We start from the raw sequence: 22,115 nt of genomic DNA on the forward strand, positions 1-22,115 counted from the left end.
GTAGGCTATTTGTAGAACCGGCGAGCCTCAGCGCCGCCGGGCAATCACGCGGCACGCTCATCCCAGTGTGCCATCACCTGCGGCAGGTTCAGCTCAATCCAGTCCGCCAGCGCTTCCACTTTCTCACTCACCTGCACGCCGAGCGGCGTCAGGCTATATTCCACATGCGGGGGCACCACCGGATACGACACTCTGTCGATAAAGCCATCCATCTCCAGCGCCTGTAAGGACTGTGCCAGCATCTTCTCGCTGACGCCGCCCATTTTCCGACGCAGGTCGCTGAAGCGATGGGTTCCATCTCGCAGCGCCACCAGAATAAGCACGCCCCAGCGGCTGGTCACATGCTTGAGCACGTCCCGGGACGGACACTGTTCGGCAAACAAATTGCCATCGCGCAGCTGTTCACTGAGGGTAGGATTTGCCATTTTTATACTTACCTTTTTGTGCGTACTTACTAAAAGTTAGTTTCGGTGTTAGCGTATCACAACTGAAGACAAACACGAAGGAGTCACCTGATGATCGCAATTACCGGCGCTACCGGCCAACTGGGCCAACTTGTTATCGACAACCTGCTGAAAACTGTTCCCGCCAACCAGCTGGTCGCCATTGTGCGTAACCCGGCGAAAGCCCAGGCACTGAGCGACAAAGGCATCGTCGTCCGTCAGGGCGATTACACCGACGAAGCCGGGCTTAAATCCGCATTCCAGGGCGTAGACAAACTGCTGCTGATTTCCGGCAGCGAAGTGGGCCAGCGCGCTGTGCAGCACCGCAACGTCATCAACGCTGCGAAAACCGCGGACGTGAAATTCATTGCATACACCAGCCTCCTCCATGCTGACAAATCCCCATTGGGCCTGCAGGTTGAGCACGTCGAAACCGAGAAAATGCTCGCTGAATCCGGTATCGCGTACACCCTGCTGCGTAACGGCTGGTACACCGAAAACTATCTCGCCAGCGCGCCTCAGGCCATTGAGCATGGCGTGTTTATCGGGGCTGCGGGTGACGGCAAAATTGCCTCGGCGACCCGCGCCGATTACGCTGCCGCCGCGGCAAAGGTGATGAGCGAAGAGGGGCACGCAGGAAAAGTGTATGAGCTGGCGGGTGACAGTGCCTGGACACTCAGCGAACTGGTCGCCGAACTGAGCAAACAGAGCGGTAAGCCAGTGAGTTACCAGAACCTGAGCGAAGCAGATTTTGCCGCCGCACTGAAAGGTGTCGGCCTGCCAGCTGGGCTGGCAGATATGCTGGCGGACTCTGACGTTGGTGCCTCAAAAGGCGGCCTGTTTGATGACAGCCGCACCCTCAGCAAACTTATCCAGCGCCCAACTACCCCGTTGTCTGAAAGCGTCAAAAGACTCCTGTAAAAGTTAACAAGCGGCTATTTTTGTGGCGCGCCCACGGGGTATCTTCGATAATGACGGGATATTCCGTGGGAGGTCAGCATGCAGGGTGTTCCTCAGCAATTCACAGACGAGCGAGACAGTGCCAGCTTCCGCCATCTGGCCCAGGTGCCTGGGGTGGAGCTTTATCACGCCCATATCTCGCGCTATGCCTTTGAACCGCATACCCACGAAGCCTTTGGTATCGGCGCCATTGAACTGGGCGCCGAACGTTTTCGCTATCGCGGCACCCAGTATGTGGCTCCGGTCAATTCCGTTGTCACCATGAACCCGGACGAGCTACACACGGGCGAAGCAGAAACCGCCGACGGCTGGCGCTATCGGATGGTGTATCTGGAGCCGGATTTACTTGAAGAAGTGACCGGCGTTCGCCATTGGTGGTTCAGCGATGTGGTCCGTCACGACGCCCAACGCTCCGCCCTGCTTTGCCAGCAAATTTATAACCTGTGGAATACCGACGACCCACTGGCACAAAAAGGGATGTTGCTCGATCTTATCGAGACCTTCCGCCCCTTCGCCCACCATGCTCCGCATTTGCATGAAGCGCCCCACCGTTTCGAGCGCGTTCGCGACTATTTGCACGATAACTATATGCATACCGTGACCCTCGACGATCTGGCCGCAGTGGTGTCGCTGAGCCCGTACCATTTTCAGCGTCAGTTCAAAGCCCGTTATCACGTTTCGCCACACCAGATGCTGATGGCAATTCGCCTGTGGCGTGCCAAAGATTTTCTGACCCGCGGCATGCCTGCCGCCGAAGTGGCTGCCGCTACCGGCCTGACCGATCAGTCACACCTTACCCGAGCTTTTACCCATCGCTACGGCATCACGCCCGTTCGCTACCAGAAACAGGTCTTCATGCGCTAATGCGCAACCTCATACAATACGTCCCGCCACCGTCCTTCCTACACTGCGTCTGTTGACCATGAAGGGGCAGAAAATGATGAGTGGTGTGTTGTACGCCCTGCTGGCGGGGTTGATGTGGGGTTTGATTTTCGTCGGGCCGCTACTGGTGCCGGAATACCCGGCGGTGTTGCAGTCGATGGGGCGCTATCTGGCACTGGGATTAATTGCCCTGCCGCTGGCGTGGCTCGGACGCGCGAAGCTTAAACAGCTTAGCAAAAGTGACTGGCTTACGGCGCTGGGCCTGACCATGATGGGCAACCTCATTTATTACGTCTGCCTGGCTAGCGCCATTCAGCGCGCGGGCGCGCCGGTTTCAACGATGATCATCGGTACGCTGCCGGTGGTGCTTCCGGTATTTGCCAATCTGCTGTACAGCCATCGCGACGGCAAGCTCTCCTGGCTGAGCATGGCGCCCGCCCTGGCCTGCATCGCGTTGGGATTGGTATGCGTGAATATCGCCGAGCTGCGCCACGGCCTCGTAAATTTCAGCTGGTGGCGTTACGGGAGCGGGATCGGTCTGGCGTTAATATCCGTCGTATGCTGGGCGTGGTACGCACTGCGCAACGCGCGCTGGCTGCGTGAAAATCCGGATAAGCACCCGATGATGTGGGCGACCGCACAGGCGCTCGTCACACTGCCCGTGTCGCTGCTGGGTTACGTGCTTGCCTGTTTGTGGCTCAGCGGCCAGGAACAATCCTTCCCGCTGCCGTTTGGTCCACGACCAGAGGTGTTTATCACGCTGATGATAGCCATCGCCGTGTTCTGCTCGTGGGTGGGCGCACTGTGCTGGAATATCGCCAGTCAGCGCCTGCCAACGGTTATCGTCGGGCCTTTAATTGTGTTCGAAACGTTGGCGGGCCTGCTGTATACCTTCCTCCTGCGCCAGAGTTTTCCGCCGCTACTGACGTTCACCGGCATTGCGCTACTGGTCGTGGGCGTGATGATCGCCGTGCGCGCCAAACCACAGCCTCCGCGACTCCAGGAACTGCATGAAGACCCGGTAAAATAATCCGTTATTCCTAAGGGGTATTTCTTTACCGTAAAGATGCATTTAAAATGCATCTTATGTTTCAAGATGAGGTAACGGCTATGGCATTTCGCGATCAACCTTTAGGTGAACTGGCGCTCACAATCCCGCGTGCGTCTGCCCTGTTTCGTCAATACGATATGGATTACTGCTGCGGTGGCAAGCAAACCCTGGCCAGGGCTGCGGAACGCAAAGCGCTGGACGTGGCGCTGATCGAAGCAGAGCTGGCAACACTCGCGCTGCAGCCCGTCGAGAAAGAGTGGCGCGAGGCACCGCTGGCTGAAATTATCGACCACATTCTGGTGCGCTATCACGACCGTCACCGCGAACAGTTGCCAGAGCTGATTTTACAGGCCACTAAAGTGGAGCGCGTGCATGCGGATAAACCCAACGTGCCAAAAGGCCTGGCGAAATACCTGACCGCCCTGCATCAGGAGCTTTCCAGCCATATGATGAAAGAAGAACAGATCCTGTTCCCGATGATCAAACGAGGCATGGGCAGCCAGGCGATGGGGCCCATCAGCGTAATGGAAAGCGAGCATGATGATGCCGGAGAACTGCTGGAAGTGATTAAACACGTGACTCACAACGTGACGCCACCGCCGGAAGCCTGCACCACCTGGAAGGCGATGTATAACGGCATTAACGAACTGATTGATGATTTGATGGAGCACATCAGTCTGGAAAATAATGTGCTTTTCCCGCGGGCGTTAGCAGGGGAATAGTTCTGTCGTTTCCCTCTCCCGGGAAGGAGAGGGAAAAAGTCGTTACTTCGCCATCCGTTTTTTACCGACGTATATCCAGCCTAAGCCCAGCACCACGAACCATAGCGGCGTAACGATCAGCGCCTGACGGGTATCTTCCTGCAGCGTCAACAACACCAGCACGAACACAAAGAACGCCATACATACCCAGCACATCATTTTGCCGAGCGGCATTTTGTATTTTGACGCTTCATGCAACTGCGGACGCTGTTTGCGGTAGACCAGATACGAACACAGAATAATGGTCCACACGAACATAAACAGAATGGCCGACACGGTAGTGATCATCGTGAACGCGGCGATTGCGCTTGGATTCACGTACAGCATCACCACCCCGCCCAGCAGGCAGATGCAGGAGAAGGTCAGACCTTTCGCCGGAACTGCGCGCTTAGAGAGCTTGGCAAACGCTTTTGGCGCTACGCCGTCTTGCGCCAGCCCAAACAGCATACGGCTGGTCGAGAATACGCCGCTGTTCGCGGACGATGCCGCAGAGGTCAGCACCACGAAATTGATGATGCTCGCCGCCGCTGGCAGGCCAACCAGTACGAACAATTCAACAAACGGGCTCTTATCCGGTACTACGGAACCCCATGGTGTGACGGACATAATCACCACCAACGCGAACACGTAGAACATGATGATACGGATGGGAATCGAGTTGATCGCACGCGGCAGGGATTTCTCCGGGTCTTTCGTTTCGGCAGCCGTGGTGCCCACCAGCTCAATACCGACGAAGGCAAACACCGCTATCTGGAACCCGGCGAAAAAGCCGCTAATCCCTTTCGGGAACCAGCCGCCATCATTCCACAGGTGGTCGAATGAAGCCTGTACACCGCTTGGGGAGGTGAAGTGCGTCATCACCATGACCAGACCGACAATCACCAGCCCGACGATGGCAACGATTTTGATCATCGCGAACCAGAACTCCATCTCGCCGAACATTTTCACGGTGGCGAGATTCAGGCCCAGCAGCAGAAGGATAACCGCCAGTGACGCGACCCAGTCTGACAATCCGGGGAACCAGAATTGCGCATAGGAGGTAATCGCGACGACATCAGCCATTCCGGTCACCACCCAGCAGAACCAGTAAGTCCAGCCGGTGAAGTATCCCGCCCACGGTCCGAGCAGATCGGCAGCGAAATCGCTAAAGGACTTGTATTCGAGATTCGACAGCAGCAACTCACCCATTGCGCGCATGACGAAGAAGAGCATGAAGCCGATAATCATATAAACGAAGATTATCGACGGCCCGGCCAGACTGATGGTTTTACCCGATCCCATAAACAGCCCGGTGCCGATGGCGCCGCCGATAGCGATAAGCTGAATGTGCCGGTTGGAGAGATTGCGCCGTAGCGACTGTTCGGTCGATGCCTCTTCGTCGGCAGCGACTTTTATCTGATCTACCATGTGATTTCTTCCTGTTGTTCCTGTTGTGTTGTGCTGGCTCTGCGGCCATTGAATACATCTGTCGATGTTTCAGTTTTAAGACGGATCGATAGTAGGAAAGAATCGGCGGGTTGAATACTAAGAAATGAATATAATGTTAATAAGATGTTTGAAGTGAGTGTTATATCACTCTACTTACGCGAAACATCTCACAAAAACACACTAACCTCACGACAATGCAAGATTAAATGCTAAAAAAAAATTCAAAACAAAGGGTTTTACACTACTTTTTAACATCCTCTCCCGCGAACGGGAGAGGATCAGCTGACTTACAGGATTTCGAGCAGTTCTACTTCGAAAACCAGAGTGCTGAATGGTGGGATGGACGCGCCAGCGCCACGCTCACCGTAAGCAAGGTTTTGCGGGATAGTCAGTTCCCATTTGGAGCCAACTGGCATCAGGGTCAGGGCTTCGATCCAGCCTGGGATCACGCCGTTAACCGGGAATTCCGCAGGTTCGCCGCGTGCGACGGAACTGTCAAACACGGAGCCGTCAATCAGTTTGCCGGTGTAGTGAACGCGTACGCGGTCGGTACGTGCAGGGATTGCGCCTTCGCCCTGATTGAGAACGCGGAACTGCAGGCCGGATTCGGTGCTGCTCACGCCGTCTTTCTCACGGTTTTCTTCCAGGTATTTCACGCCTTCTTCAGCCATGGCTTCGAATTGTTCGCGACGCACTGCATCAGCACGTTCGTGAATTTCACGCAGCGCACGGTGAACCACATCCACTGGAACCTGCGGCTGTTTGCCTTCCAGCGCATCAGCAATACCAGCAACGAGTGCTTCTGGCAGCAGGCCCTGCAGCCCGGATTCGCTAAGCTGTTGTCCTACCTGGAGGCCGATTCCGTAACTAGCCTGGGCTTCAATGGTGTCAAAAGTCGGGGTTGCCATGGTCTTTCCTTTCATCGGATGAAAATCAGCGGGCAGCATAACAGCCAGGCCGCATCGGGTAAAACTTTGTCTCGGCAGAATTATGTATATACTGAGGGACAAAACAGGGAAACGCGGAGCAGGAGGTGACCCATGCCCGGGCGATTCGCACTACAACCTACGTTGTTAAAAATCTGGCATGCACCGGATAATTTCACACTGATGGACCCGCTGCCACCGCTGCACCGTCGCGGTATTATTGCGGGTTTTCTGCTGGTCATCATCGGCTTTCTGCTTCCCTCTGATGATAATGCGCCTGTCCAACAGCCGGTGAGCCGGAATGCGCAGCTCGACATCCAGTCGCAGTCTCAGCCGCAACAGGGGAATCTACAGCAGCCGCTGCCACCGCTGGTTTCCGCGCCACCGGTAAACGATCCAGGCCAGGCTGCGCCTGCTGCGCCGGAAGTGGTTCAGGAAGAACAGCCTGACGAGCAGCCGCAGACGGTGCAATCACAGCCACAATCTGAGCCTCAGGCGCAAACCGCACCTGTGCAGACGCAATCGCAGTCCGCTCCAGGCATCGAGCAGCAATGGCGCAGCTATCGCGTAGAGTCAGGCAAAACCCTGGCACAGCTGTTCCGCGACCATAATCTGCCGCCGACCGATGTCTACGCGATGTCAAAAGTGGAAGGCGCCGGAAAGCCGTTAAGTTCACTGCAGGCCGGGCAAATGGTTCAGGTTCGCCAGAATGCTAACGGCGTGGTGACAGGGCTCGCCATCGATAGCGGCGGCGGACAGCAGGTGCTGTTTACCCGTCAATCTGACGGCAGCTATATCCGCGTTCGCTAACGCTTTTGCCCGGTAACGCAGCGCTTACCGGGCCAGTTTCACCCTTTCTGCTTGTTCACCCACCGGATCCCCGTACACACCAACACCAGCGCCAGCGCGTATTTCCATTCCATAATGTTCTCGCCGAGGAAAATGCCTGACAGCACCGTGCCCGCCACCGGAATAACGAAATTGAACGGCGCAATCATGCTGACACGGTTGTACTTCAGCAGCGTGCTCCACAGCGCAAACGCCACCGATGAGAGCAAGGTCAGATAGCCCAGCACCGCCACGGATTCAACGCCGTGAAACGTCAGCGTGCCACCGGACAGATATCCGCCCACCACCAGCGCCAACCCGCCGATAGCCAACTGCCAGCCGGTCATCACCGTCGGGTCGACAGTCTGCGAAATGCGCTTCCCGTACAGCGTTGCCGCGGAAAGAATGAATGCAGCCAGAACCACAAAACCGTCACCGCGCCAGACGAAGCTGAAATCGGTCAGTGAATGGCTGAAGTTCACCAACATCACTCCGGCAAACCCGAGGATACAGCCCAGGGTTTTGTTATAGCTCAGTTTGTCGTTCTGATAGATAAAGTGCGCCAATAGTACGCTAAAGAACGTGCCCGTGGCGTTCATGATTGAGCCTTTCACCCCCGTGGTGAACGACAGGCCGATATAGAAAATGGCGTACTGAATCGAGGTTTGGGTCAGACCCAGGATCGTAAGCTGGCCGAACTGCCGGGCGTTCAGTCGGGCAATGGGTTTACGCTGCGCCAGCGCGAACAGCAGCAGTAGCAAACCTGCGAAGAGGAAACGGTAGCCTGCAAAGATGATTTTTGAAGGGATGTCGTCGGTGGCTATCTGAAAGATTTCATAGCCATTTTTGATAGCGGGGTAAGAGCTCCCCCACAACAAACAGCATAGCGTTGCCCCGGCGTAGACCACGTTTTTACGGGTAAAGAGTGGAGCGGGTGTAACCATTTCCATTAACAACACCTGAATTAAAATAGCGTTTTAATTCATTATCCGGAAATGTGTAGGGAATATCTACAGTGGCGAGAATTGAGCAAATGCAGAAAAGCAAAACGCCGGCACAAGGCCGGCGTTTCATCGTTGTTACAGAGTAATCAAATTACGCTGAAACTACGTTTACTACCAGTTTAGCGAACACTTCGCTGTGAACCTGGAAGTCCACTTCGTGCTCACCAGTGGTACGCAGAACGCCGTTCGGCATGCGAACTTCGCTCTTAGCAACAGCCACGCCAGCAGCAGTAACTGCATCAGCGATGTCGCGAGTACCGATAGAACCGAACAGTTTACCTTCGTCGCCTGCTTTAGACGCGATGGTAACGGTGCCCAGTGCGTTGATTTTCTCAGCGCGAGCTTCAGCAGCAGACTGAACGTCAGCCAGTTTGGCTTCCAGTTCAGCACGGCGTGCTTCGAAGAATTCAACGTTTTTCTTGGTAGCTGGAACAGCTTTACCCTGTGGAACCAGGAAGTTACGAGCGTAGCCCGCTTTAACGTTTACCTGATCACCCAGGCTGCCCAGGTTTGCTACTTTATCAAGCAGAATAACTTGCATTACCTTATCCTCTCAAAGTCGTGTTAATGGACTGTGGCCGATTACTGATGACGATCAGTGTACGGCAGCAGGGACAGGTAGCGAGCGCGCTTGATGCAACGAGCGAGCTGACGCTGGTATTTTGCACGAGTACCGGTGATACGGCTCGGGACAATTTTACCGCTTTCGGTAATGTAGTTTTTCAGCGTAGCGATGTCTTTGTAATCAATCTCTACAACGCCTTCCGCGGTGAAACGGCAGAACTTGCGACGACGGAAATAACGTGCCATTTGGCTAGTCTCCAGAATCTATCAATTCAATCTGCTCGGCATGCAACACCATTTTGCTCAGACCATTTCGTGCCTTGTGGCAACTGATAAAGCCCTGAACGGTGATTTGCGTGCCGACCGTTATACTGTGAGTAATGGCCTGGTTCTCGTGTCCGCTAATAATAACGGGCATTTGACACCATGCCTGCCGGTGAAAACCGGCTTCCTCCTGCATAGATCGGTGCTCAAGCACGAACTGGCAGTGAGGAATTCCTGAGGGGCTAACCTTTCTAAGTGGCGCCCTGCACACTGTGCCGGACAACGCCAGACGGTTGGCCATCAGCGATTACTCTTCAGAATCCCCAGCTTCAGCATCATCTGTGGTTTCATTTGCGAAATCATCGCGACGCTCACGGCGCTCGTCTTTCGCTTTTACCATCGGAGATGCTTCAGTCTCAGCGTGTTTAGTACGCATAACCATGCTGCGGATAACGGCATCGTTGAAGCGGAAGTTTGTTTCCAGCTCATCGATAACTTCCTGCGGCGCTTCAACGTTCAGCAGAACGTAGTGAGCTTTGTGCAGTTTGTTGATCGGGTAAGCCAGCTGACGGCGGCCCCAGTCTTCCAGACGGTGGATCGTACCTTCTGCTGCAGTGATTGCACCAGTGTAACGCTCGATCATACCCGGAACCTGTTCGCTCTGGTCAGGATGGACCATAAAAACGATTTCGTAATGACGCATCGAATTGCTCCTTACGGATTATTCAGCCTCCTGTCTGGGTCAGCCGCGGCCCATGGAGGCAAGGAACGTGGTTAAAGGGCGGCTGAAAAATTGACGCGTAATCATACTTGCAGGCCCTGAATAACTCAAGGTGATTGCGCAAATAATTCGCACGAAGCGCAAAGAGGAAGAAAGTCAGTGGCTTAAAATCAACCAACATCGAATGCGCCATTTTTTTGAACAACTGCATCAGAAATGGTCACTATTTAATCAACCCGGAGGGATTACACTTAAATCATACCAGGACCGAAGCCACGAGGAGACTTCACCGTAACGCGCAGGCTGTATGGAGTCACTATCATGAAAAACATCGCAATCGCCGTAATGGCTGCAGTTTTGCTCAGTGCAAACGCGATGGCAGCCATCAAGATAGACGGCCGACAGGCCAGAAATATGGACGATGTGCAGAGCTTAGGCGTCATTTATATTAATCATAACATCGCCACCGAAAGTGAAGCAGATCAAGCCTTGAGTGAAGAGAGTGACGCCCGTGGCGCCAAATACTATCACCCAATCCTTATCCATGAACCCGGCAGCAATGGCCTTATTCACGCCAGTGCTGACGTTTACCGCTAGCACCAGGAAAACCACAGAGCGTATTTGCCCTGACTCAATGCTGCCCCCGCTTTTCGGGGGCTTTTTTTGTACGGCAGGTACTGAAAACTTACTTCTGGCCAGTCTCTTTTTGCCCATAGTAGGCGTTCGGCCCATGCTTGCGATTGAAATGTTTCTCCATCAACCAGCCATCGATAGGCTTGAGCTGTGGATTAATCCCCTGCGCCAGCCACGCCATTTTCGCGACTTCTTCCATGACTACCGCATTATGGACCGCTTCTTCTGCATCTTTGCCCCACGCAAAAGGGCCATGCTGCCAGACGACTACGCCAGGCGTATGCAAAGGTGGGGCTTCACCGAGTGTTTCGATAATCACCTTGCCGGTGTTGAGCTCGTAATCCCCCTGCACTTCCGGCTCACTTAACGGGCGAGTGCAGGGAATATCGCCAAAGAAGTAATCCGCATGCGTTGTGCCCAATGCCGGGATAGAAAAGCCTGCCTGCGCCCACGCAGTAGCATGCGTTGAGTGTGTATGCACCACGCCGCCGATGTCGGGATACTGACGGTACAGCGCCAGATGTGTGGCAGTATCAGAGGAGGGACGATAGCGGCCTGTCAGCACATTGCCCTGGAAGTCGACAACGACGATGTCATCGGCAGTCATGGCTTCATATGCCACGCCGCTCGGCTTAATGGCTACCCATCCGTGTTTGCGATCAATGGCGCTGACGTTTCCCCAGGTAAATGTCACCAGACCAAACTGCGGTAAAGCCATGTTAGCGGCGAAAACCTGCTGCTTAAGCTGTTCCATCACGCGACCTCCACCAATCCAGCATTTGCCATGCGCGTGAGCACCCAGTCGCGGGCTTTAATCACTTCAGCCAGAGGGTCCTCCGCCGTTTCGCTCCACATTTCAATCAGATATGGCCCGTGATAGCCGCTCTGTTTTAAGGTACTGAAGCATTGTTCAAATTCCACGACACCCGCGCCAAACGGCACATTTTTGAAGACGCCCGGTTGTGTATCTTTGACGTGAACCGCCACGATATGCCCTATGCCCGCCTGTAGCTCCATTTGCACATCGTTTTCCCATGCCGACAAGTTGCCAATATCTGGGTAAATCTGGAACCACGGGTTATTGAGATAATGGGCGTACCCCAATGCTTTGCTGATGGAGTTCATCAGCGGGTAATCCATGATTTCCATTGCCAGCGTCACCTGCGCCCGACTCGCCATTTCAACGCATTCTTTCAGCCCTTCGCGAAAGCGGCGACGCGTTTCATTATTCGCCTGCTGGTAATAGACGTCATAACCTGCCAGTTGAATCACCCGAATACCGACATCCTGCGCGAACTGAATCGCCTGGCGCATGATCGTCAGGCCCTGCTGGCGCACCGCATCGTCCTCACTGCCGAGCGGAAAACGACGATGAGCGCTCAGGCACATCGACGGCACCCGCACGCCGGTTTCGGCGACGGCGTTAATTAACGCGAGCTTTTGCTCACGGCTCCAGTCAAGTCGCGAAAGGCGCGCATCGGTCTCATCAATCGACATTTCGACGAAATCAAAACCCAGCGTTTTGGCGAGGCCCAGACGCTCCAGCCAGCACTCCCCGGCGGGGAGCGCTTTCTCATAGATACCGAGTGGAACCTGTTTCGACAACATAGCCGCTCCTTAGCCCCACAGCTGGGCGATAGACCGCTTAAACTGACGCGCGGCCTCGACAGGATCTTTTGCATCACGGATGCTACGCCCGGCGATAAATACATGGATGGGAATACCTTTAAACAGCGGTAAATCGTCCAGGGCCAGACCACCGGTCACAGTAACCTTAAAACCCATATCTGCAAGGCGTTTGATGGCGGTAATATCCGCGTCACTCCACGCCACTCCCGCCGCCTGTGCATCACGGCTACGGTGATAAACCACCTGCTGAATACCCGCCTGATGCCACTCCTGTGCCTGTTCCCATGTCCAGAATCCCGTCAGTTCTATCTGTACGTCGCCGTTAAATTCTTTTGCTACGTCCAGCGCACCTTTGGTGGTGTTGATATCCGCGCAGCAAATCACCGTTATCCAGTCGGCATTGGCTTCAAAACACATCCGCGAGAGGATTTTTCCGGCGTCGGCAATCTTGGCATCCGCGAGCACAATCTTGTGCGGATACAGCGCTTTCAAATCACGCACAGCACGAACGCCTTCGGCCACGCAAAGGATGGTGCCGACCTCAATGATATCGACTTCTTCGGCGATCAATCGCGTAGTGGCATACGCATCGGCCATGCTCTGGTTATCCAGCGCAACCTGCAACATCGGTAATGAAGAGCTCATAGTATTTCCTTGTTAAGCACACGCCGCAGTGGCGCTATCAATGAGGTCCAGCACGTCCTGCTCGGTACGGCAGGCGCGTAAACGGTCGAAGTTGGCTTCGTCTTCAAACAGATTAACGATTTGCATGATGCCCACTTCCTGATGGGTGTTGGCATCCACCGCCGCCATGGTGATGAGGATATCCACCGGGTCGTTATCTTCATGGTTAAACACCAGCGGCTCCCGCAGCGTGACCAGGGCAAAACCCGTTTTCTTCACGCCCTCTTCCGGACGACCATGCGGCATGGCGAGGCCTGGTGCGATGACAAAATACGGGCCGTGCTGCGCCACGCCATCCAAAATGGCCTGGTAATATCGCGGCTCGACAACGTCGGCCTTGACCAGTAAATCGACGCCCAGCTTTACCGCCTCCTGCCAGGTGTTAGCCTGAGCCTGAAGCAGAATCGAGCGGTTATCGGCCAGCGAATCACGTAGTTTCATACCGCGTCCTTATTTCAGATCCTGAGGAAAATGCGCGGTAATCACTTCCATCAGCTTTGGTCCAAAATCCGCCGCTGACAGCATGTTGCGCACGCCGACCACATGTTTGTTGCCCGTTACCGTGATTTCACCGGCGATGTGCGTTGAAGCAATAATGACGTCAGCCCCGCTCAGCTCACTTTTGTATTCGCCCACCGCACAGCTGTTCACTGAGTGATCGACCCCCTGCTGCGTCAGGAACTGATCCACTTTCATCTTCATAATCATGGAACTGCCCTGCCCGTTACCGCATACCGCCAGAATTCGTACCGTCATAATCCAGATCCTTTTAGTGGGCAGAAGACTCTGCCAGTTGTTTTTCTGCGTCTTCTTCGGCACGCAATGTGCGGCCAGCGAAGACCATATAAGCCAGCGAAATCAAGATAATGACCGCCATAAAGACGATGCCAATAGAGACGAAGCCCTGCATCATCGGCGGAGCCAGAATCGACCAGTCCGCCATGCCCATCCATGCGCTCATGCCAGTGAGTTTGATAGCCCAGACGCAGCCGAAAATCTCAATCATGCCCATCACCAGACAAATTTTGAGCGCAGCGCGCCAGCCGCCAAAGTGGTTAGCAAAGACGCCAATGGTGGCGTTAGAGAAGAACATTGGGATGAAACCTGGAATAATCATGATCGACGATCCGCAGCCGATGAGGATGCCAACGGCAATCAGCTGGCCAACAGTGCCCCAGATGAAGCCCCAGACCACAGCGTTCGGCGCGAAGCTGTAGATTGCAGCGCAGTCGATGGCCAGCACGGCGCCAGGGATCAGGCGCTGCGATATTCCGTTGAAGGCTTCGGACAGTTCAGCCACAAACATGCGCACGCCCTGCACGATGATGAATATTGCCACCGCAAACTGGAAACCGGTTTGCAGGATGTAGACAGTCCAGTGCACTTTGCCCGCCATCGCCTGCACCACATCGATGCCGAAGGAAAGCAAGATGGCACCGAAGAATACGGTCATAACAATTGCCGTAGACACGATATTGTCGTGGAAAATATTCAGCCAGCCAGGCAGCTTCAGATCTTCAACGCTCTCCTCTTTCTTACCGAGGTACGGCGCAATTTTGTAGGCAATCCAGGAGGCAAACTGCTGTTGGTGGCCGATAGAGAAACCGCAGTTGTCGGTGACCTCTTGCGTCGGCTTGTACATCATGTTGGAAGTGATGCCCCAGTAGAGTGACACCAGTACAGCAGTACAAATAATGGTGGTCCACATCGGGTAACCGAGTATGTAGAAGAACACGGCAATCAGCCCTGCCTGCTGAAACATGATGTGCCCGGTCAGCATGATGGTACGGATACCGGTGATGCGCCGAAGCAGGACATAAATAATATTCAGCGCCAGCGCTATAAGTACCGCGTATCCCACCCAGCTATAGGCATCTCCCATACGCTCGATAGTCGCCATCATCGACGCGTAGGTGTCTGAAATAGCGCCATTAATGCCATACACTTCCGACATTTTCGCCACCACCGGCTTGAACGTGCCGGTCAAAATCCCCGACCCTGCCTGCAGCAGCATGAAACCGATAATGGTTTTGATGGTGCCTTTAATGATTACGCTCACGCTCTTACGCAGCAGGATGTAGCCCAGACACGTCACTATCCCCAGCAGCAACGGGGCGTTAGTCATGACCTGATTAAAGAACACGGTAAAGGCGGTGTAGAGGAACGCCATAATGATCTCCATGGTTGGAATCATCGGGCGAATTGACACCGCCCGGTGTTGTGTCGCTCACTTTAGTAATCACAAGTAATCACCACAAGATTGAATTTGATTTATTGAGAGTCCGATCGCAAAATATATCCCTGGTTGTTACATGGCTTTCATCACATCGTTTTCGACACCAAACAAATCAACGTAACTCAATAATAAAAAACACATTTAAACCATAAGTGATACATATCCGGCTCACAAACCGGTCTATGGCGTTAGCGATGATTGGCAAAAAGCAGAGTTGCGCTGATGCAAAAGTGGTGTCACTATCAATCAATAATAATCACAATGTGATTTATTTTGACAACTGATAAGGACGATAACCATGAGCAAAGTGAAGAGCATTACCCGCGAATCCTGGATCCTGAATACTTTTCCGGAGTGGGGAAGCTGGCTGAATGAGGAAATTGAGCAAGAGCAGGTGGCCTCGGGAACCTTCGCCATGTGGTGGCTGGGCTGCACCGGCATCTGGTTGAAATCTCAGGGTGGCACCAACCTTTGCATCGACTTCTGGTGCGGTACCGGCAAGCAAAGTCACGGCAACCCGCTGATGAAACAGGGCCACCAGATGCAGCGAATGGCGGGTGTGAAGAAGCTCCAGCCTAACCTGCGTACCACGCCGTTTGTGTTGGATCCTTTTGCGATCAGAGAAATTGACGCAGTGCTTTCGACGCATGATCACAACGATCATATCGACGTGAACGTCGCTGCCGCCGTGATGCAAAACTGCCCCGACGATATCCCGTTCATCGGGCCGCAAACCTGTGTCGATCTGTGGATTGGCTGGGGCGTGCCGCGTGAACGCTGCATCGTGGTAAAACCGGGCGACGTGGTAAAAGTGAAAGACATTGAAATCCACGCCCTCGATGCTTTTGACCGCACAGCGTTGATAACCTTACCTGCTGAACAAAAAGCGGCAGGCATTCTGCCGGATGGCATGGACGAACGCGCAGTCAACTACCTGTTCAAAACACCGGGCGGTAATCTCTATCACAGCGGCGACTCTCACTATTCCAACTACTACGCCAAACACGGCAATGAGCACCAGATCGACGTTGCGCTCGGGTCGTACGGTGAAAACCCACGTGGCATAACCGACAAAATGACCAGCGCCGATATGCTGCGCATGGCGGAAGCGCTGAACACCAAAGTGGTCATCCCGTTCCATCACGACATCTGGTCCAATTTCCAGGCCGACCCGCAGGAAATCCGCGTGCTGTGGGAAATGAAGAAAGACCGCCTGAAATATGGCTTCAAACCGTTTATCTGGCAGGTTGGCGGCAAATTCACCTGGCCGCAGGATAAAGACAATCTGGAATACCACTACCCGCGTGGCTTCGATGATTGCTTCACCACGGAACCGGATCTGCCGTTTAAATCCTTCCTGTAAGACCGCGCTGGCGCGGCACCGATCCGGGGGATGACCGCTGCGCTGGCCTTTTAATCCGACGTTTACTTAGTAATTTCAGGCTATTTCAAATATCATCATTAAAAATCAAGGATCTGCGGAATAGCTCATGACCGAAGCACAACGGCACCAAATCTTACTCGAACTGCTGGCGCAGACGGGTTTTGTCACTGTCGAACAGGTGATTGAAAAACTGGGGATTTCCCCTGCCACCGCTCGTCGGGACATCAATAAACTGGATGAAAGCGGCAGGCTGAAAAAAGTACGGAACGGCGCCGAAGCCATCAGCCAACAGCGCCCACGCTGGACGCCGATGAACATCCACGAAGCGCTGAATCATGATGAAAAGGTGCGTATCGCCCGCGCCGCGTCGCAGCTGGTGAATCCAGGGGAAAGCGTGGTGATCAATTGTGGTTCAACCGCATTTCTACTTGGCCGGGAAATGTGCGGCAAGCCAGTACAAATCATCACCAACTATCTGCCGCTGGCGAATTTCCTGATCGACCAGGAGCACGACAGTGTGATCATCATGGGTGGCCAGTACGATAAGAGTCAGTCCATCACGCTGAGCCCGCAGGGAAGTGAAAACTCGCTTTATGCCGGGCACTGGATGTTCACCAGCGGCAAGGGCCTCACCGCCGACGGGTTATATAAAACCGATATGCTGACCGCGATGGCAGAACAAAAAATGCTGAACGGCGTCGGGAAACTGGTAGTGCTGGTCGACAGCACCAAAGTCGGTGAGCGCGCGGGCATGCTGTTCAGCCGTGCGGAAGATATCGATATTTTAATCACCGGCAAAGACGCTAACCCTGAAATCCTCAAACAGCTTGAAGCTCAGGGCGTCCAGGTTCTGCGCGTTTAGAGGAACTGCTTAAAGAACGCCACCGTCACGTCCAGCGCTTCCGGCGTGATGCGGTGACGAACGCCTGCTTGCCAGTGGCAGGTGAGCTTGTGGTCCAGTCCCTGCCGTTGCATCGCCTGCTGTAGACGGAACGTCTCAGCGGCAGGGACGACGTCATCATCTTCGCCGTGCCACAGCAGCAGAGGCCTGGCAGCGAGTTTTTCCAGCTGATGCCCAACGTCCCATTCGGTCAATTCCGCTGGCATTTCCAGTGAAGGGAACAGCGAGCGAGAAAGTGATGTAAGGTAGCCTGACCCCATCAGACTGGCGACGCATTTTACTTCCGGATGATGCGTCATTATCCCCAGCGCCGTCATGCCGCCCATCGATGCGCCCGCCACCGCCAGTCGGTCTTCTTCCAGCCATCCTTTTTCCACGATAGCCTCTTTCAGCACGGCAAATTCGTGACAGCTGTTGAGCAGAATGGGCCAGAAGCGCTGCATTCGCCTCGCGCCATCACCGCTAAAACGCGAGCCATGATCGAGCGCATCGGGCATGATCACCCGAAAGCCGGCCAGTGCCAGCGTTACGGCAAAATAGCTGTAGACCTGTTTTGACGAGGTAAACCCATGATAAAAAACGATACACGGCAATGCCGAATCTGCTTTGCCGTGCGGAAAAGCGTGTAAAACTTCGCTGCCCGCCAGCTTACGCATTTCAAGTTCAATCATTTATCTTCCTCTTCTTTTATGCTGGTATGACACGCTGAGATTTCCCGCGCAAGTTTATCCTTTCCTCACGGCTGCTAATGTTGAGAGGTGGATTACGGTTTTACGATTATTTCATTCGAAAATCGCGCCAGAGATAACAGTTCGGGAACATTCCCCCTAAACGCAATTTATTAATCACTACACTAATGATTATCAGGAAACGGGATATGGCTATGCGACGTTTTGCGCCAATGCTGCTGGTGCTTTTGCTGTGTGGATGTAGCGTACTTCAGGGAACCCCTGAAGCCCCGCCGCCACTCACCAGTCACCCGCAGGAAATCCAACGGAATCAGACGGAAGGTCTGCAAAAGATGGGTACGGTCAGTGCCATGGTATACGGTTCACCGATGGATGTGGAATCAGCCATCAAGGCGAAAGTGACCGCTGCCAAAGCAGATTACTACGTGATCATCATGATTGATGACACTATGGTTCCAGGACAATGGTATTCACAGGCCATATTATATCGCAAACCATAAGCGGGCATAATTTAGCCAGCTTTACATTGCTTTTCAGCCGTTCACGTTTCCCGATGCACAATGACGTCATGCCATCCCCTAAGGATGTATGTCTGCGATGGATTGCCCAAGGCTAACCTCGGGTTACGTGAAATGGAGCTGACGACGATGAAACACGCCTTTGCCTACACATTAGGATTTTCGAACACCACGGCGCAATCTGCAGAGTTTGCCAGCGCCGATTGTGTGACTGGACTGAATGAAATCGGTCAAATTTCCGTCAATAATATTTCTGGCAGCCTTCAGGACGTCGAACGCGTGATCGCCCTCAAAGCCGATGAGCAAGGGGCGTCGTGGTACCGTATTATCCAGATGTATGAAGAACAGAACCCAGACAACTGGCGCGTACAGGCCATTCTGTACGCCTGAGATGATGGGCAGACGCTGAGCGCCTGCCCCTGCTTTACCCCATCCCGCCTGTCGCCCGCAGCAGTAAATCACTCTGTAAACGCTCATCCAGCAGCATTCCGCCGCGCGAATCCAGCATCATCCGACACCACGCCTGCGCCATCGGTGGTGACGCCGTTTGCAGCATTTGTGCCCCGCAACCCAGCAGATAGAGCTGCTGCGTGATTTCACGCCCCTGCGCTTCCAGCGGTTTACGCAGCCGCTGCTGAAGCTGACGCCAGGCGCGGTCAAAATGCCGGTCCTGGCCTTTGACTTCATTGCATTCGGCGCTGAGCAGTTCCAGTACGCCCGGCTGTTTCGCCAGCACCCGCAGCACATCGAGGCACATGATATTCCCCGAGCCTTCCCAGATGCTGTTAACCGGCATTTCACGGTACAGACGAGGCAGCTCGCTGTCTTCGCAGTAGCCTACCCCGCCGAGCACCTCCATCGCCTCAGCGACAAACGGAATGCCCGCCTTGCAGATGGCGAATTTCGCCGTCGGCGTAAAGAGTCTGGCCCATAGCGCGCTCTCGGTGGAAGTCCGGTTATCCCACGCCCGTGCCAGACGAAACAGAAAGGCGGTTTGCCCTTCCAGTTGCAACGTCATCCGGCTCAATACCTGGCGCATTAACGGCTGCTCGACAAGCGTTTTGCCAAACGCCTGGCGTTGATGCGCGTGATAAAGCGCCACTGACAGCGCCCGGCGCATCAGGCCGTGGCTGCCCAGCGCGCAATCGAAGCGGGTCAGGCCGCCCATTTTGAGGATCAGGCGGATCCCTTCGCCTTCTTCGCCCAGCAGCCAGCCGGTTGCATCGGTAAACTCTACTTCGCTGCTGGCGTTGGAGCGGTTGCCGAGCTTATCTTTCAGGCGCTCGAGCCGCACCGCATTACGTTGTCCATCAGGCAAGAAGCGCGGGACGAAAAAGCACGACAATCCGCCGCTGGCTTGCGCCAGAATCAGATGCGCATCGCTTTGCGGCACGGAGAAGAACCATTTATGCCCCACCAGTCGGTACATTACACCGTCGATTTTCTCGGCCCGGGTGGAATTACTCAGCACATCAGAACCACCCTGCTTTTCGGTCATCCCCATGCCAATCAGCAGCCCGCGCTTTTGGCCGCCGGGCAGCAAATGGGAATCGTAGCGATCGCTCAGTAAGGGTGTGGCCCAGTCGGCAAAGGGCTTAGGCAGGAATTGCTGTAACAACGGCGTGGCGGCAAAGGTCATTGTCACCGGGCAAAGCGTGCCGGCCTCGACCTGCGCATGCAGCAAAAAACGCGCTGCGCGGGCAACAAACGAGCCAGACCTCGCGTCCTCTTCCCAGGCCAGATTATGCACCCGGTTGGCACACAGGCCCTGCATCAGCAGGTGCCAGGCCGGATGAAAGCGCACATCATCCAGCCGTTCACCCGTGGCGTCGTATCGCAGCAGTTCCGGCGAATTCACGTTGGCGAGTCGCCCGAGTTCCAGCGATTCTGCGGCCCCTAACTGTTGCCCGATGCTGGCCAGCAAATCGAGATCCCAGCCTGCGCCTTCTCGCATCACCGCCTCGTGCAGCGCGGTGTCGGAAAGGAACAAGTTGCTGTTATTGAGCGGCATTGGCTGGTTGAACACGGTATGCGTTTGCCAGGACATAGCGCCTCCTTCCTTCATGAGCATCAGCCGTAAGTATGGTCAGCACTCTGAGGGTCTGCCTATAAAAAGGGTGACAAAAAAGAATCATGCCCGGCTTCGTGAGACTCATCACAGCCACAAGAATTTTAAATTTTCTTATCTGTTTTGTATGGAATAATTTATTCAATGGTTAATACGATGTGCAACCTCAGGACAGGCTATGCAAACAGGATCAGTGGCAGCAGGGGCGCACAAACGTGCGTTGATCGCCGGTTCAATTGGCAATTTCATCGAATGGTATGAGTTTGCCGTTTACGGCTTTCTGGCGACGGTAATTGCCAAAAACTTCTTTCAGCTCGAAGGAGAGGCGCCGATTACCGGGCTTATCCTCACCTATGCGGCATTCGCCGTAGCCTTTTTCTTCCGCCCGCTGGGCGCCGTCGTTTTCGGCCGACTGGGCGACCGCATCGGGCGTAAACCGACGTTGATTCTGGTGCTGGTAATGATGACGCTGGCAACCACCGCGATTGGCCTCGTGCCGGTGTACGCCACAATCGGCGTCACCGCGCCGTTACTCTTAACCGTGCTGCGCATTTTGCAGGGCCTTTTCGCAGGCGGAGAATACGGTGGGGCCGTGTCGTTGATGACCGAGTTTGCGCCAAAAGGTAAACGCGGGCTGTACGGCGCGTGGCAATCCTTCACCGTTGCGCTGGGTTTGCTAGCGGGCGCGGGTATCGTGGCACTGATGTCTGCCATCCTCAGCCCTGAAGCAATGCTCGACTGGGGCTGGCGCGTGCCGTTCTTTTTAGCGCTGCCGATGGGCGGTGTGGCGCTTTGGCTGCGGATGAATATGGAAGAAACGCCAAGTTTCGTCCGTCAGCAGAAAACGGATGCGGTTCCAGTCAAAGCCAGCACCTCTGGTACCTTTAAAGCGATTGTTATCGGCATTGGCCGTCTGATGGTGTGGTCTGCTGCGGGTTACACCTATCTGGTAATCATGCCTTCCTACCTACAATCTGCGCTGCATACCGGGTTTAACCAGGCGCTGCTGATTGCGGTGATTTCTAATATTGGTTTTGCGGTGACCATTCTTCCGTCGGGCATGCTTAGCGATAAAATTGGGCGCCGCATGCTGATGGTGCTCGCCGCGGTATTACTGCTGGTTCTCGCCCTGCCGTTGCTGAAAATTTTGCAGGCGGAATCCAGCACGCTACTGGTCAAAGGACTGGTCGTGTTTATTGCGGGTGGTCTGGTAGGGATGTTGGCCGGGCCTGGGCCTGCCATGCTGTCTGAGATGTTCCCAACCAAAGTGCGTTATACCGGACTTGGGCTGGCGTATTCACTTTCCAATGCCATTTTCTCTGGCTGCGCTGGGCTGATTATTACCGGGCTGATTAAGCAGACGGGTAATCTCGATATTCCGGCGTATTACGTGATGGCTACGGCAGTGGTGAGTATTGTGGCATTGATGACGCTGAGAAAGGATGACCATCTGCGGTCACTGGATGAGTAAACAAACTGCCCGGCGGAACTACGCTTGCCAGGCCTACGGATTGGAGGCCGGGTAAACGTAGTGCCGCCAG

The 22,115-nt window shown here is 54.5% G+C and carries 27 protein-coding genes; 11 read left to right on the top strand and 16 right to left on the bottom strand.

Translation table 11 applies throughout. From position 1 onward, the window contains the following. Nucleotides 1-44 precede the first annotated feature (44 nt). The gene (locus MUU51_RS13665; protein ID WP_159774942.1) at nucleotides 45-425 is read right to left on the bottom strand and encodes a winged helix-turn-helix transcriptional regulator; all 381 of its coding nucleotides are present in this window, start codon (nucleotides 423-425) and stop codon (nucleotides 45-47) included. 90 nt (nucleotides 426-515) lie between these two features. On the opposite strand from MUU51_RS13665, the gene MUU51_RS13670 reads away from it, so the two are divergent. The 4 genes from MUU51_RS13670 (at nucleotide 516) to ytfE (ending at nucleotide 4,058) form a co-directional block, all read left to right on the top strand. Continuing rightward, nucleotides 516-1,364 carry an SDR family oxidoreductase gene (locus tag MUU51_RS13670; RefSeq protein WP_258967940.1) on the top strand — a complete coding sequence of 283 codons (849 nt, stop codon included), beginning with the start codon at nucleotides 516-518 and terminating at the stop codon, nucleotides 1,362-1,364. A 78-nt stretch (nucleotides 1,365-1,442) separates the two neighbouring features. Next, complete coding sequence (locus MUU51_RS13675; RefSeq protein ID WP_159774946.1) at nucleotides 1,443-2,267, top strand: AraC family transcriptional regulator; 825 nt, start codon at nucleotides 1,443-1,445, stop codon at nucleotides 2,265-2,267. 73 nt (nucleotides 2,268-2,340) lie between these two features. Beyond that, on the top strand, nucleotides 2,341-3,315 hold the full coding sequence (locus MUU51_RS13680; RefSeq protein WP_159774948.1) for a DMT family transporter: 975 nt from the start codon (nucleotides 2,341-2,343) through the stop codon (nucleotides 3,313-3,315). 80 nt (nucleotides 3,316-3,395) lie between these two features. Further along, nucleotides 3,396-4,058 carry an iron-sulfur cluster repair protein YtfE gene (gene ytfE / locus MUU51_RS13685; RefSeq protein WP_159774950.1) on the top strand — a complete coding sequence of 221 codons (663 nt, stop codon included), beginning with the start codon at nucleotides 3,396-3,398 and terminating at the stop codon, nucleotides 4,056-4,058. A gap of 42 nt (nucleotides 4,059-4,100) precedes the next feature. On the opposite strand, the gene cycA is transcribed toward ytfE, so the two are convergent. Continuing rightward, nucleotides 4,101-5,504, bottom strand: a complete 1,404-nt coding sequence (gene cycA / locus MUU51_RS13690) for a D-serine/D-alanine/glycine transporter (protein WP_159774952.1) — start codon at nucleotides 5,502-5,504, stop codon at nucleotides 4,101-4,103. A 308-nt stretch (nucleotides 5,505-5,812) separates the two neighbouring features. Further along, nucleotides 5,813-6,433 carry a BamJ family beta-barrel-assembly machinery protein gene (gene bamJ, locus MUU51_RS13695; RefSeq protein ID WP_200849706.1) on the bottom strand — a complete coding sequence of 207 codons (621 nt, stop codon included), beginning with the start codon at nucleotides 6,431-6,433 and terminating at the stop codon, nucleotides 5,813-5,815. A gap of 132 nt (nucleotides 6,434-6,565) precedes the next feature. Here bamJ and MUU51_RS13700 point away from each other — a divergent pair, with 132 nt between their 5' ends. Then, a complete protein-coding gene (locus tag MUU51_RS13700; protein ID WP_159774956.1) occupies nucleotides 6,566-7,261 on the top strand; it encodes a LysM-like peptidoglycan-binding domain-containing protein in 696 nt (231 codons plus the stop codon). 38 nt (nucleotides 7,262-7,299) lie between these two features. Here MUU51_RS13700 and MUU51_RS13705 read toward each other — a convergent pair whose 3' ends face one another. The 5 genes from MUU51_RS13705 to rpsF all read right to left on the bottom strand — a co-directional run bounded on the left by MUU51_RS13705 (nucleotide 7,300) and on the right by rpsF (nucleotide 9,814). Further along, complete coding sequence (locus tag MUU51_RS13705) at nucleotides 7,300-8,229, bottom strand: DMT family transporter (protein WP_258967941.1); 930 nt, start codon at nucleotides 8,227-8,229, stop codon at nucleotides 7,300-7,302. Nucleotides 8,230-8,374: 145 nt separating this feature from the next. Then, on the bottom strand, nucleotides 8,375-8,824 hold the full coding sequence (rplI, locus tag MUU51_RS13710; RefSeq protein WP_110510910.1) for a 50S ribosomal protein L9: 450 nt from the start codon (nucleotides 8,822-8,824) through the stop codon (nucleotides 8,375-8,377). A 41-nt stretch (nucleotides 8,825-8,865) separates the two neighbouring features. Further along, on the bottom strand, nucleotides 8,866-9,093 hold the full coding sequence (gene rpsR / locus MUU51_RS13715; protein ID WP_002210155.1) for a 30S ribosomal protein S18: 228 nt from the start codon (nucleotides 9,091-9,093) through the stop codon (nucleotides 8,866-8,868). Nucleotides 9,094-9,097: 4 nt separating this feature from the next. Further along, complete coding sequence (priB, locus tag MUU51_RS13720) at nucleotides 9,098-9,412, bottom strand: primosomal replication protein N (RefSeq protein ID WP_159759461.1); 315 nt, start codon at nucleotides 9,410-9,412, stop codon at nucleotides 9,098-9,100. Between the two features lie 6 nt (nucleotides 9,413-9,418). Further along, entirely contained in the window at nucleotides 9,419-9,814 is a 396-nt protein-coding gene (gene rpsF / locus MUU51_RS13725; protein WP_110510911.1) for a 30S ribosomal protein S6, read from the bottom strand. Between the two features lie 363 nt (nucleotides 9,815-10,177). On the opposite strand from rpsF, the gene yjfY reads away from it, so the two are divergent. Then, complete coding sequence (gene yjfY / locus MUU51_RS13730; RefSeq protein WP_374684500.1) at nucleotides 10,178-10,429, top strand: DUF1471 family protein YjfY; 252 nt, start codon at nucleotides 10,178-10,180, stop codon at nucleotides 10,427-10,429. An 88-nt stretch (nucleotides 10,430-10,517) separates the two neighbouring features. On the opposite strand, the gene MUU51_RS13735 is transcribed toward yjfY, so the two are convergent. The 6 genes from MUU51_RS13735 to ulaA are packed head-to-tail and all read right to left on the bottom strand — an operon-like array spanning nucleotide 10,518 to nucleotide 14,948. After that, the gene (locus tag MUU51_RS13735) at nucleotides 10,518-11,219 is read right to left on the bottom strand and encodes an L-ribulose-5-phosphate 4-epimerase (protein WP_258967942.1); all 702 of its coding nucleotides are present in this window, start codon (nucleotides 11,217-11,219) and stop codon (nucleotides 10,518-10,520) included. After that, a complete protein-coding gene (locus MUU51_RS13740; RefSeq protein WP_159774962.1) occupies nucleotides 11,219-12,073 on the bottom strand; it encodes an L-ribulose-5-phosphate 3-epimerase in 855 nt (284 codons plus the stop codon). The genes MUU51_RS13735 and MUU51_RS13740 overlap by 1 nt, the downstream gene beginning before the upstream one ends. A 9-nt stretch (nucleotides 12,074-12,082) precedes the next feature. Beyond that, entirely contained in the window at nucleotides 12,083-12,739 is a 657-nt protein-coding gene (locus MUU51_RS13745) for a 3-keto-L-gulonate-6-phosphate decarboxylase UlaD (RefSeq protein WP_258967943.1), read from the bottom strand. 12 nt (nucleotides 12,740-12,751) lie between these two features. Then, nucleotides 12,752-13,219 carry a PTS ascorbate transporter subunit IIA gene (gene ulaC, locus MUU51_RS13750; protein ID WP_110510916.1) on the bottom strand — a complete coding sequence of 156 codons (468 nt, stop codon included), beginning with the start codon at nucleotides 13,217-13,219 and terminating at the stop codon, nucleotides 12,752-12,754. 9 nt (nucleotides 13,220-13,228) lie between these two features. Continuing rightward, on the bottom strand, nucleotides 13,229-13,534 hold the full coding sequence (ulaB, locus tag MUU51_RS13755; RefSeq protein ID WP_064540712.1) for a PTS ascorbate transporter subunit IIB: 306 nt from the start codon (nucleotides 13,532-13,534) through the stop codon (nucleotides 13,229-13,231). Nucleotides 13,535-13,547: 13 nt separating this feature from the next. Next, a complete protein-coding gene (gene ulaA, locus MUU51_RS13760; RefSeq protein WP_258967944.1) occupies nucleotides 13,548-14,948 on the bottom strand; it encodes a PTS ascorbate transporter subunit IIC in 1,401 nt (466 codons plus the stop codon). 364 nt (nucleotides 14,949-15,312) lie between these two features. Here ulaA and ulaG point away from each other — a divergent pair, with 364 nt between their 5' ends. Together ulaG and ulaR are read left to right on the top strand one after the other, a co-directional pair. Beyond that, on the top strand, nucleotides 15,313-16,377 hold the full coding sequence (gene ulaG, locus MUU51_RS13765) for an L-ascorbate 6-phosphate lactonase (RefSeq protein ID WP_159774968.1): 1,065 nt from the start codon (nucleotides 15,313-15,315) through the stop codon (nucleotides 16,375-16,377). Between the two features lie 127 nt (nucleotides 16,378-16,504). Continuing rightward, a complete protein-coding gene (ulaR, locus tag MUU51_RS13770; protein ID WP_258967945.1) occupies nucleotides 16,505-17,260 on the top strand; it encodes an HTH-type transcriptional regulator UlaR in 756 nt (251 codons plus the stop codon). Here ulaR and yjfP read toward each other — a convergent pair. After that, complete coding sequence (gene yjfP / locus MUU51_RS13775) at nucleotides 17,257-17,970, bottom strand: esterase (RefSeq protein ID WP_159774972.1); 714 nt, start codon at nucleotides 17,968-17,970, stop codon at nucleotides 17,257-17,259. The two genes, ulaR and yjfP, sit on opposite strands and share 4 nt — an antisense overlap. A gap of 206 nt (nucleotides 17,971-18,176) precedes the next feature. Between yjfP and bsmA the strand changes: the two genes are divergently transcribed. Both bsmA and MUU51_RS13785 read left to right on the top strand, forming a co-directional pair. After that, the gene (gene bsmA, locus MUU51_RS13780; protein WP_235033684.1) at nucleotides 18,177-18,488 is read left to right on the top strand and encodes a biofilm peroxide resistance protein BsmA; all 312 of its coding nucleotides are present in this window, start codon (nucleotides 18,177-18,179) and stop codon (nucleotides 18,486-18,488) included. 132 nt (nucleotides 18,489-18,620) lie between these two features. Next, nucleotides 18,621-18,896, top strand: a complete 276-nt coding sequence (locus tag MUU51_RS13785; RefSeq protein ID WP_110510923.1) for a YdgH/BhsA/McbA family protein — start codon at nucleotides 18,621-18,623, stop codon at nucleotides 18,894-18,896. Nucleotides 18,897-18,930: 34 nt separating this feature from the next. Here the strand turns inward: MUU51_RS13785 and MUU51_RS13790 are convergent, their stop codons facing one another. Further along, entirely contained in the window at nucleotides 18,931-20,553 is a 1,623-nt protein-coding gene (locus tag MUU51_RS13790; protein ID WP_258967946.1) for an isovaleryl-CoA dehydrogenase, read from the bottom strand. 214 nt (nucleotides 20,554-20,767) lie between these two features. Here MUU51_RS13790 and MUU51_RS13795 point away from each other — a divergent pair, with 214 nt between their 5' ends. Continuing rightward, the gene (locus tag MUU51_RS13795; RefSeq protein ID WP_258968000.1) at nucleotides 20,768-22,045 is read left to right on the top strand and encodes an MFS transporter; all 1,278 of its coding nucleotides are present in this window, start codon (nucleotides 20,768-20,770) and stop codon (nucleotides 22,043-22,045) included. Nucleotides 22,046-22,115 lie beyond the last annotated feature (70 nt).

Source organism: Scandinavium manionii, from assembly GCF_024764775.1.
Classification (GTDB): domain Bacteria; phylum Pseudomonadota; class Gammaproteobacteria; order Enterobacterales; family Enterobacteriaceae; genus Scandinavium; species Scandinavium manionii.